This is a genomic window from Pseudomonas sp. TE4620 (assembly GCF_056279045.1).
Genome location: NZ_JBWBQO010000001.1, coordinates 4,208,667 through 4,219,077 on the forward strand (window position 1 = coordinate 4,208,667; position 10,411 = coordinate 4,219,077).

Genomic DNA, 10,411 nt, shown 5'->3' on the forward strand with positions numbered 1-10,411 from the left:
TGCAAGCATGCGAATCAAGCCTCGTTCCCTCGTTATCTGCGCCCTGCTCATCGCCCTGGCAGGCATCGCCCTGTGGCTGGTCAACCGCCCCGGCAAGGAACAATCCACCACCAGTAGCGCCATCCCGGTGCGCGTGGTCAGCGTCAAGCAGCAGGACGTGCCGCGCTTTGTCAGCGGCATCGGTTCGGTGCTGTCGCTGCACAGCGTGGTGATTCGCCCGCAGGTCGAAGGGCTGCTGACGCAGTTGCTGGTCAAAGAAGGCCAGGCGGTCAAGCAAGGCGACCTGCTGGCCACCATCGACGACCGTTCGATCCGCGCCACCCTCGAACAGGCCAAGGCCCAACTGGGCCAGAGCCAGGCGCAGTTGCAGGTGGCCGAAGTCGACCTCAAGCGCTATAGGCTGCTGAGCACCGACAACAGCGTCTCAAAACAGACCCTCGACCAGCAGCAGGCACTGTTCAACCAGCTCAAGGCCACGGTACTCGGCAACCAGGCCGCGATTGCCGCCGCTCAAGTGCAACTTTCGTACACGCAGATTCGCTCGCCGGTGACCGGCCGGGTCGGTATTCGCAATGTCGACGAGGGCAACTTCCTGCGCGTGGCCGACACCCAGGGGCTGTTCAGCGTGACCCAGATCGACCCGATCGGTGTCGAGTTCTCGCTGCCGCAGCAATTGCTGCCAACCCTGCAGGGCCTGCTCACCGCGCCAACCCCGGCGGTGGTGCAAGCCTACCTGGAAGGCGACGGCGACAGCGGCGGCACGCTGCTGGGCGAGGGCAGGCTTAGCCTGATCGACAACCAGGTGGCGGCCAACACCGGCACCATCCGGATCAAGGCCGAGTTCGCCAACCCGGATGCGCGGCTGTGGCCCGGGCAACTGGTGACCCTCAAGCTGCAGACCGCGCTGGATCAAAAAGCCCTGGTGGTGCCACCGCAAGTGGTGCAGCGCGGCATCGACGGCCATTACGTGTACCGCCTCAATGGCGACAAGGTCGACAGCGTGCCGGTCAAGGTGCTTTACCAGGACAGCGTGCTGAACATCATTGCCGGGGTCGCAGCTGGCGACCGGTTGGTGTCCGACGGCCAGTCGCGGCTCAAGCCCGGCGCCCATGTCGAAATCGCCCCTGAGGCACCGCCGCCAGAAGACGTGACCAGCGCCAAGGTGCAGCCATGAACCCGCGCGGCTCGATCAGCGCCTGGTGCATCGACCGCCCGATCGCCACCCTGCTGCTGACCTTCGCCCTGGTGCTGCTCGGGGTCATCGCCTTTCCGCGCCTGCCGGTGGCGCCATTGCCCGAAGCCGATTTCCCGACCATCCAGGTTACCGCGCAACTGCCCGGCGCCAGCCCGGAAACCATGGCCTCGTCGGTGGCCACGCCGCTGGAGGTGCAGTTCAGCGCCATCCCCGGCATGACCCAGATGACCTCCAGCAGCGCCCTGGGCTCGACCAACCTGATCTTGCAGTTCACCCTCGACAAGAGCATCGACACCGCCGCCCAGGAAGTCCAGGCAGCAATCAACACCGCCACCGCGCGCCTGCCCCAGGACATGCCCAGCCCACCGACCTGGCGCAAGGTCAACCCGGCCGACAGCCCGGTGCTGATTCTTACCGTAAGCTCGGCGCAGATGCCGGCCAACGAGCTCAGTGATTACGCCGAAACCCTGCTGGCCCGCCAGTTGAGCCAGATCGACGGGGTCGGCCTGATCAACATCACCGGGCAGTTGCGCCCGGCCATCCGCGTACAGGCCCAGCCAGAAAAACTCGCCGCCCTGGGCCTGACCCTGGCCGACCTGCGCCAGGCCATCCAGCAGACCAGCCTGAACCTGGCCAAGGGCGCGCTATACGGGCAGAACAGCGTGTCGACCATCGCCACCAACGACCAGTTGTTCCACCCCGAGGAATACGCCCAACTGATCGTCTCGTACCGCGACGGCGCGCCGGTGCACCTGCAGGATGTTGCCAAGGTCATCAATGGCGCCGAAAACGCTTACGTCAAAGCCTGGTCCGGCAAGCAGCAGGGCCTGAACCTGGTGGTGTTCCGCCAGCCCGGGGCGAACATCGTCGATACCGTCGACGGCATCATGGCGGCCTTGCCGGGGCTTGAGCAGATGCTGCCGGCATCCGTGCAGGTGTCGGTGCTCAACGACCGCACCCAGACCATCCGCGCCTCGCTGCACGAGGTGGAGATCACCCTGATGATCGCCGTGCTGCTGGTGATCGGGGTAATGGCGCTGTTCCTGCGCCAATGGTCGGCGACCCTGATCGTGTCGAGCGTGCTCGGTGTGTCGCTGGTGGCCAGCTTCGCCCTGATGTACCTGTTCGGTTTCAGCCTGAACAACCTGACCCTGGTGGCCATCGTCATCTCCGTGGGCTTTGTGGTCGATGATGCGATCGTGGTGGTGGAGAACATTCACCGTCACCTGGAAGCCGGTGACGGCATGCGCGAGGCGGCGATCAAGGGCTCGGGCGAAATCGGCTTTACCGTGGTGTCGATCAGTTTTTCGCTGATTGCCGCGTTCATTCCGCTGCTGTTCATGGGCGGCGTGGTCGGGCGGCTGTTCAAGGAGTTCGCCCTCACCGCCACCTCGACCATCCTGATTTCCGTGGTAGTGTCGCTGACCCTGGCGCCGACCCTCTGCGCCCTGTTCATGCGCCGCCCGCAGCACAACGCCCATGACGCCCCGAGCCGCCTGCTCGGCTGGTACGAGCGCGGGCTGGTCAAGGCCCTGGCCCACCAGCGACTGATGCTGGGCCTGTTCGGCCTGACCTTCGCCCTGGCGGTGGTCGGCTACATTGCCATCCCCAAAGGCTTCTTCCCGGTGCAGGACACCGGCTTCGTGCTCGGCACCAGCGAGGCGGCGGCCGATGTCTCCTACCCGGACATGCTCGAAAAACATAAGGCGCTGGCCAGGATCGTCGAGGCCGACCCGGCCGTGCGAGCCTTCTCCCATGCTGTCGGAGTGACCGGCAGCAACCAGACCATCGCCAACGGCCGCTTCTGGATCGCCCTCAAGGACCGCGGCGATCGCGACGTCTCGGCCAGCGAATTCATCGACCGCCTGCGGCCGAAGCTGGCCAAGGTGCCAGGCGTGGTCCTGTACCTGCGCGCCGGCCAGGACATCAACCTCAGCTCCGGACCGAGCCGCAGCCAGTACCAGTACGTGCTCAAGAGCAACGACGGCCCGGCCCTGAACCTCTGGACCCAGCGCCTGACCGAGCGGCTGAAGGCCAACCCGGCCTTTCGCGACCTGTCCAACGACCTGCAACTGGGCGCCAGCGTTACCCGCATCGACATCGACCGCAAGGCCGCGGCGCGTTTCGGCCTGACCACCACCGACGTCGACCAGGCGCTCTACGATGCCTTCGGCCAGCGGCAGATCAGCGAGTTCCAGACCGAGACCAACCAGTACAAGGTGATCCTCGAACTCGACGCCCGCCAGCGCGGCAAGGCCGAGAGCCTCAACTACTTCTACCTGCGCTCGCCCTTGAGCGGCGAGATGGTGCCGTTGTCGGTGCTGGCCAAGGTCGCGGCGCCGAGCACCGGGCCGTTGTCGATTGCCCATGACGGCCTGTTCCCGGCTGCCAACCTGTCGTTCAACCTGGCCCCCGGCGTCGCCTTGGGCGACGCGGTGCAGATTCTTGAACGCACCCAGCGCGAACTGGGCATGCCCGATTCGATCATCGGCACCTTCCAGGGTGCGGCCCAGGCCTTCCAGAGTTCGCTGTCGAGCCAGCCGTGGCTGATCCTCGCGGCGCTGGTGGCGGTGTACATCATCCTCGGCGTGCTCTACGAGAGCTTCGTCCATCCGCTGACCATCATCTCCACCCTGCCCTCGGCCGGGCTCGGCGCCCTGGCGCTGTTGTGGCTGTCGGGCGAGGATTTTTCGATCATGGGCTTGATCGGCATCGTGCTGCTGATTGGCATCGTCAAGAAGAACGGCATCCTGCTCATCGATTTTGCCCTCGACGCCCAGCGCCACCAGGGCCTGAGCGCCGAAGAGGCGATCCACAAGGCCTGCCTGACACGTTTTCGGCCGATCATGATGACCACCCTCGCCGCCCTGCTTGGCGCCGTGCCGCTGATGTTCGGCATGGGCGCCGGCGCCGAGCTGCGCCAGCCACTGGGCATTGCTGTGGTCGGCGGGCTGCTGGTCAGCCAGGCGCTGACACTGTTCACCACACCGGTCATATACTTGGCCCTGGAACGCCTGTTCCACCGGCGCCAGACGGCCGTGACCATGGCGCAAACCGATGCCAGTTGAGAGCCGACCATGCGTGTGCTGATTATCGAAGACGAACAAAAGACCGCCGACTACCTGCACCGCGGCCTCAGCGAGCAAGGCTTTACCGTGGACCTGGCGCGCGACGGTATCGATGGCCTGCACATGGCCCTGGAAGGCGACTATGCGGTGATCGTCCTCGATGTGATGCTCCCGGGCCTGGACGGCTACGGTGTGCTGCGCGCCCTGCGTGCGCGCAAGCAGACGCCGGTGATCATGCTCACCGCCCGCGAGCGGGTCGAAGACCGCATCCACGGCCTGCGCGAAGGCGCCGACGACTACCTTGGCAAGCCGTTCTCGTTCCTCGAACTGGTCGCCCGCCTGCAAGCCCTGACCCGCCGTGGCGGCGGCCATGAGCCGGTGCAGATCCAGGTCGCCGACCTCTGGGTCGACCTGATCAGCCGCAAGGCCAGCCGCGCCGGGCAGCGCCTGGAGCTGACCGCCAAGGAGTTCTCGCTGCTCAGCGTGCTGGCCCGCCGGCATGGCGAAATTCTGTCGAAAACGGCGATTGCCGAGCTGGTCTGGGATATCAATTTCGACAGCGACGCCAACGTCGTCGAGGTAGCGATCAAGCGTCTGCGCGCCAAGCTCGACGGGCCTTTCGAAACCAAACTGCTGCACACCATCCGAGGCATGGGCTATGTTCTGGAAAACCGTGCCGACTAACTCCATCGCCCTGCGCCTGAGCGCGCTGTTCACCCTGGTGGCGCTGGGTGTGTTCCTGGTGATCGGAACCGCGCTGTACAAGCAGGTCGACCGCAGCCTCGACCTGCTGCCCACCGCCGAGCTTGAAGCGCGCTTCAGCGTGCTGGAGTCGTCGCTGACCCGCTACGACACCCGCGAGCACTGGCAGAAGATCACCAACAAGCTCAATTTGCTCAGCGAAGAAGACCGGCGCATCCGCTTCTGGGTGGTCAGCGACGGTAGCCCGTTCGAGTATGGCCAGCCAGACGCCAGCATCCGCACCTTTGCCCAGGGCCGGCTGGGCATGCGCGACCTGCACCTGGCCGCCAGCCCCTACCCTTACAAGGTACTGGTCAGCGAACTGCCGGCCATGGGCAAGCGCCCGGCCCTGCGCTTTTTGATCGGCATCGACACCGAGACTTTCTGGCAAACCCAGCACACCTTGCTGGTGGCGATCATCAGCCTGTCGGTACTGGGCGTGGTGCTGGCCTCGTTGCTCGGTTACTGGGTGGCGCGCTATGGTTTGCGGCCGTTGCTGGCACTCTCGGCCGAAGCTCAAAAGCTGGCGCCACCGCGCCTGAGCGGGCGCCTGCAACTGGCCGACCTCGCCCCGGAGCTGGCGCAGTTCGCCAGCGCCTTCAACTCGACCCTGGAGCGCGTCGACCAGGCCTACAGCCGCCTGGAAGCCTTCAACGCCGACGTCGCCCATGAACTGCGCTCGCCGCTGACCAACCTGATCGGCCAGACCCAGGTCGCCCTGACCCGTGGGCGCAGCGCCGAGCACTACTTCGAGGTGCTGCAATCGAACCTTGAAGAACTCGAGCGCCTGCGCAGCATCATCAACGACATGCTCTTCCTCGCCAGCGCCGACCAGGGCAGCAAGGCCACGGCGCTGACCAGCACCTCGCTGGCCGAAGAAGTGGCGACCACTCTCGACTACCTGGACTACATCCTCGAGGACGCGCGCATCAGTGTGCAGGTCAGCGGCGATGCCCAGGCGCGCATCGAAAAGGCCCAGCTGCGCCGGGCGCTGATCAACCTGCTGAACAACGCGGTGCAGCACACCTTGCCCGAGCAGGTGATCCAGGTGCGAATCGAGGAGCAGCACGGCCAGGTAAGCATCGCCGTGAGCAACCCGGGGCCGGCGATTGGCGAGGAACACCTGGCGATGCTGTTCGAACGCTTCTACCGGGTGGATGCAGCGCGCAGCAACAGCGGCGCCGGCAACCACGGGCTGGGGCTCGCGATCGTCAAGGCGATTGCGCTGATGCATGGCGGCAGCGTGTTCGTGCGCAGCCAGGCGGGGGCCAATACCTTCGGGATCCTGTTGCCGGCCTGAGGGCCTCATCGCAGGTCCGGTGTACACAGATCCATTGTGGGAGCGGGCTTGACCCGCGATGACTATTACCTTTGACGCAACAGTGCTTATCCTAAAAGTAACTGTTTCTATCACCCATTTCCGACTAATTTAGTCAAACCTAATCCACACTTGCCAAGCAAGAAGGTTGTTGCAAATGTCCAACAGTATGGGTGTTGCCAGCGTATTCGTCCTGTCGTCCCTGTTGCTGTCGCCACTGGCCATGGCTGAAGAATCCCCGGCCTTTGTTGCCCGTAATGCCGAGCGCGCCGCCGTCGTTCAGGAAGCCTTCGCCGCGCAACGTTCCGAGCAGGCCAAAGGCCTGGAACAGACCGCTTCCAAGGCTCAAGCGAGTGACGCTTCCGATAGCTGATAGCGACACGCTCCACTCCTTCGACTCCCTCGATGGCCGTACAGGTGACTTGAGCGCCTGTGCGGTTGTCTTTCAAAGCCGCTGCCGATCAGCGGCTTTTTTTCGTGTGTCGAAAAATGCCAGCGCGCTGGCTCGTTTGTTCATAACAAGACCGTCTTTCACACAATAAAAACTGCCGTACATTCACCCCAAGGAGTCCACACCGGTGAACACTGCTTTACGCTTCACCCCACTGTTCGTTGCATTGGCTGCAACGATGCCCTGCAGCGCCCAGGCCGACGAGGAAAAGGCCGAAGGCTTCATCGAAGGGTCGAGCCTCAATGTGCACGCTCGCAACTACTACCTGAACCGCAACCAGCTGCTGCCAGGCGTGCGTGACAACCGCGAATGGGGCCAGGGTTTTCTCGGCAAGTTCGAATCGGGCTACACCCCAGGCACGGTGGGTTTCGGCCTCGATGCCCACGCCATGCTCGGGCTGAAACTCGACGGCGGTGGCGGTACCTCCGGCTCGAGTATTTTGCCCATCAACACCAAGGGCGATGGCGAACCGGGCAAGGCCCACGATTCGTTCTCCACTGCCGGCGCTGCGCTGAAGATGAAAGCCTTCGACACCGAGCTCAAGGCCGGCGACCTGTTCCTCACCAACCCGGTGATCGCCGGCGGCGAGTCGCGCATGCTGCCGCAGACCTTCCGTGGCGTCAGCGTCACCAACAACAGCTTTGACGGGGTGATGCTCGAAGCCGGCCAGGCCAGCTTCACCAAGCCCTACAACCAGAGCGGCCATCGGCGCATCGACACCTTCTACGGCAAGTTGCAGGACGAGCGCGACAGCCGCCACCTGAACTGGGCCGGGGTGGCCTGGAGCGGCGTACCGAACCTGACCTCGAGCCTGTATGCCGCCGAGCTCAAGGACATCTGGAACCAGTACTACTTCGATCTGGACTACACCTGGCAGCTCAACGAGCTGGTCAGCCTCAACCCCGGCCTGCACTTCTACCACACCCAGGACACCGGCCAGGCGCTGCTCGGGCACATCGACAACAACACCTACAGCCTGCATTTCACCGTCAACGTCGGCTACAACAGCCTCACCGCGGTGTACCAGCGGGTCAACGGCAACACCCCGTTCGACTACATCAACCAGGGCGACAGCGTCTTTCTCGACAACTCGCAGATTTACTCGGACTTCAACGGCCCCAACGAGCGCTCGTGGAAGCTCAAGTACGCCTACGACTTCGCCGGTGCCGGCATCCCCGGCCTGACCTCGATTGTGTCCTACTCGCGCGGTGAGCTGGACATGAGCAAGGTCGACCCCAACAGCGTCGGCTACGGCCACTGGTACAACGCCGACGGCGAGAATGCCCAGCACTGGGAACGTGACGTCGACCTGCAGTACGTGTTCCAGCAAGGCCAGCTCAAGGACCTCTCGGTACTGCTGCGCTGGGCCTCGCACCGTGGCACTCAGGGCTACTCGCACATCGACAACGATGTCGACGAGTACCGGGTGATCGTTGACTACCCGCTGAACATTTTCTGATCGAAGCTGTAGGCGCGAGCTTGACTCGCGATGCGATGGGTCTGACCCATTGCAATCGCGGGGCAAGCCCGCTCCCACATTCGTCAGAATGTCACCATTAAATCCTTGTCCGACAATCCGCGCGCCCCTAGAATACGGCCGCCGCGCAGTAATACCGCACTTTCCAGACGGTCTTCGGCATCAGTGACCATGACGTTGCCCACCCGATCCCAGCGATCCGCCCTGTACAAGTCTCATCCGGAGCTGATCCTCAACCTGGGCAGTTGCCTCGCGGTGCTCGCCATCGTCGCCATCGTCACCTTCCTGTTGATGCGCGAACGCAGCAGCGTCGAACAGGCTGCCGCACGCTCGGCCAGCAACATAGTGCAGCTGATCGAAAGCGACATCGTGCGCAATGTCGAACTCTATGACCTTTCCCTGCAAGGCCTGATCTGGGCCGTGCAGCGCCCGGAACTGCTCGCCGTGCCGGTCGAGCTGCGCCAGCAGATTCTCTTCAACCAGGCCGTTACCGCACCGGTACGTGGCGATATCCTCTGGCTCGATGCCAAGGGCGACGTGGTTGCAGACTCCACCAGCGCCATCCCGCGCCAGGCCAACTTCGCCGACAGCAAGGACTTCCAGCAGCATCGCGACAACCCTGACCTGGGGCTGGTCATCGGCCAACCGTTCAAGGCGCGGCTGGGCGACCTGGACTGGTGCATCAGCTTCAGCCGGCGCATCTCCGGGCCACACGGCGAGTTTCTCGGCGTGGCTGCCGGGGCCTTGCGCCTGTCGTACTTCAGCACGCTGTTCCAGCGCCTGGACATCGGCACCGACAGCAGCATCAACCTGATGAACACCGACGGCGCCCTGCTGGTACGCCAGCCGGGCAGCCCGGATGAACCAAAAATCGGCCAGAACTACAGCGACCGGCCGAACTTCCAGCGCATGCGCGCCGATGTCAGCGGCACCTTTGCCGGGGTTTCCACCCGCACCGGTAAAGAACGGCTGTTTACCTTCGCCCGGGTTGGCGACTTGCCGCTGATCGTCATCGTCGCCCACTCCGCCGACGAAGTCTTCGAGTCGTGGCGGCGCACCGCCGTGCTGGTCAGCGTCGCCACCGGCGTACTGTGCATCGGCATTCTCTGGCTGACCCTGCTATTGGGTCGCGAATTACGCCGCCGACAGAGCGCCGAACAAGGCCTGGCGGCGCTGGCCGCCACCGACAGCCTGACCGGCCTTGCCAACCGCCGGCGCCTCGACCAGGTGCTGCGCCAGGAATGGGCGCGAAGCCTGCGCAATGCCCGGCCGCTGGCGGTGCTGATGGTCGATGTCGATCACTTCAAGGCCTTCAACGATCGCCATGGCCACCCGGGTGGCGATGCCGCCTTGCGCCAGGTGGCCGCAGCGATTGCCAGCAGCATTCGCCGCCCGGCCGACCTGGCCGCACGCTATGGGGGTGAGGAATTTCTGGTGGTGTTGCCGGAGACTGAACTGCCGGGGGCACTGCTGCTGGCCGAACGCATTCGCACAGCCGTCGAGGCGTTGCCGCCGTTTGGCGCTGACACAGCGCCGGTGACCGTCAGTATCGGCATCGGTTGCCACACGCCAGGCGCCCAGCAAGATCTTGCGACCTTGCTGGGCGATGCCGACGAGGCGCTTTACCGTGCCAAGGGCAACGGCCGCAACCGGGTCGAGGCTGCGCGTTAAGAGCTGGCGCGAGCCTGGTTGCGCAGGGCCTTGACCTGGTCATGGTTACGCTGCACACCGTGGTACTGGCGTTCAACCAGCGCGTACACCTCGCTGCTTGGCAGGGTGTTGAGGCGAGCCAGTTTTTCCAGGGCGTCCTTGTAGGCTTTCAGGGCGTGGTCCTCGCCGCGCTCGACTTCGTTGAGCACCGCTTCTTCATCCTTGCCGGTGAGCATCGACTTCAGGTTGACCCAACCACGGTGCAGGTCACCGCTGACGCTGGTGGAGGTTTCCGGGTCGCCGCCCAGGCTGCGCACTTGCTGTTGCAGTTCGGCGGCGGCGCTACCGCACTCACCGGCACGCTGGATGAAGTAGCTTTTGAGCTGCGGATTTTTCACATCCTCGGCAGAGGTTTTGAAACCCTTTTCGCCATCCTTGCTGAACTCGATCAGTTCGTTGAGAACCGAGACCACTTCTTTGTTGGGGGTAGTCATGACGTTGCTCCTTTGCA

General features: G+C 64.1%; 8 protein-coding genes. 7 read left to right on the plus strand and 1 reads right to left on the minus strand.

The window, feature by feature from the left end:
- The first annotated feature begins 7 nt into the window (after positions 1 to 7).
- The 7 genes from ACZ9A3_RS19455 to ACZ9A3_RS19485 all read left to right on the plus strand — a co-directional run bounded on the left by ACZ9A3_RS19455 (position 8) and on the right by ACZ9A3_RS19485 (position 9,921).
- Positions 8 to 1,174 carry an efflux RND transporter periplasmic adaptor subunit gene (locus ACZ9A3_RS19455; protein ID WP_476253023.1) on the plus strand — a complete coding sequence of 389 codons (1,167 nt, stop codon included), beginning with the start codon at positions 8 to 10 and terminating at the stop codon, positions 1,172 to 1,174.
- Positions 1,171 to 4,263 (plus strand): multidrug efflux RND transporter permease subunit, encoded by a 3,093-nt coding sequence (locus ACZ9A3_RS19460; protein ID WP_476253024.1) that lies wholly within the window; start codon positions 1,171 to 1,173, stop codon positions 4,261 to 4,263. Before ACZ9A3_RS19455 ends, ACZ9A3_RS19460 begins: the two co-directional genes overlap by 4 nt.
- A 9-nt stretch (positions 4,264 to 4,272) precedes the next feature.
- A complete protein-coding gene (locus tag ACZ9A3_RS19465) occupies positions 4,273 to 4,947 on the plus strand; it encodes a heavy metal response regulator transcription factor (protein WP_045197149.1) in 675 nt (224 codons plus the stop codon).
- Entirely contained in the window at positions 4,922 to 6,304 is a 1,383-nt protein-coding gene (locus ACZ9A3_RS19470) for a heavy metal sensor histidine kinase (protein ID WP_213603271.1), read from the plus strand. Before ACZ9A3_RS19465 ends, ACZ9A3_RS19470 begins: the two co-directional genes overlap by 26 nt.
- A 175-nt stretch (positions 6,305 to 6,479) precedes the next feature.
- Positions 6,480 to 6,695, plus strand: coding sequence for a hypothetical protein (locus tag ACZ9A3_RS19475; RefSeq protein ID WP_258608050.1), 216 nt, complete (start codon positions 6,480 to 6,482; stop codon positions 6,693 to 6,695).
- A gap of 205 nt (positions 6,696 to 6,900) precedes the next feature.
- On the plus strand, positions 6,901 to 8,232 hold the full coding sequence (locus ACZ9A3_RS19480; protein WP_156160193.1) for an OprD family porin: 1,332 nt from the start codon (positions 6,901 to 6,903) through the stop codon (positions 8,230 to 8,232).
- A gap of 195 nt (positions 8,233 to 8,427) precedes the next feature.
- Positions 8,428 to 9,921, plus strand: a complete 1,494-nt coding sequence (locus ACZ9A3_RS19485) for a GGDEF domain-containing protein (protein WP_476253345.1) — start codon at positions 8,428 to 8,430, stop codon at positions 9,919 to 9,921.
- Here the strand turns inward: ACZ9A3_RS19485 and ACZ9A3_RS19490 are convergent.
- On the minus strand, positions 9,918 to 10,394 hold the full coding sequence (locus ACZ9A3_RS19490) for a PA2169 family four-helix-bundle protein (protein ID WP_045197145.1): 477 nt from the start codon (positions 10,392 to 10,394) through the stop codon (positions 9,918 to 9,920). The two genes, ACZ9A3_RS19485 and ACZ9A3_RS19490, sit on opposite strands and share 4 nt — an antisense overlap.
- Positions 10,395 to 10,411 lie beyond the last annotated feature (17 nt).

Bases quoted from the DNA above. Each gene is read 5' to 3' on its own strand.
- ACZ9A3_RS19490 (WP_045197145.1), bottom strand. From the start codon at position 10,394: ATGACTACCCCCAACAAAGAAGTGGTCTCGGTTCTCAACGAACTGATC.
- ACZ9A3_RS19455 (WP_476253023.1), top strand. From the start codon at position 8: ATGCGAATCAAGCCTCGTTCCCTCGTTATCTGCGCCCTGCTCATCGCC.
- ACZ9A3_RS19470 (WP_213603271.1), top strand. From the start codon at position 4,922: ATGTTCTGGAAAACCGTGCCGACTAACTCCATCGCCCTGCGCCTGAGC.
- ACZ9A3_RS19475 (WP_258608050.1), top strand. From the start codon at position 6,480: ATGTCCAACAGTATGGGTGTTGCCAGCGTATTCGTCCTGTCGTCCCTG.
- ACZ9A3_RS19460 (WP_476253024.1), top strand. From the start codon at position 1,171: ATGAACCCGCGCGGCTCGATCAGCGCCTGGTGCATCGACCGCCCGATC.
- ACZ9A3_RS19465 (WP_045197149.1), top strand. From the start codon at position 4,273: ATGCGTGTGCTGATTATCGAAGACGAACAAAAGACCGCCGACTACCTG.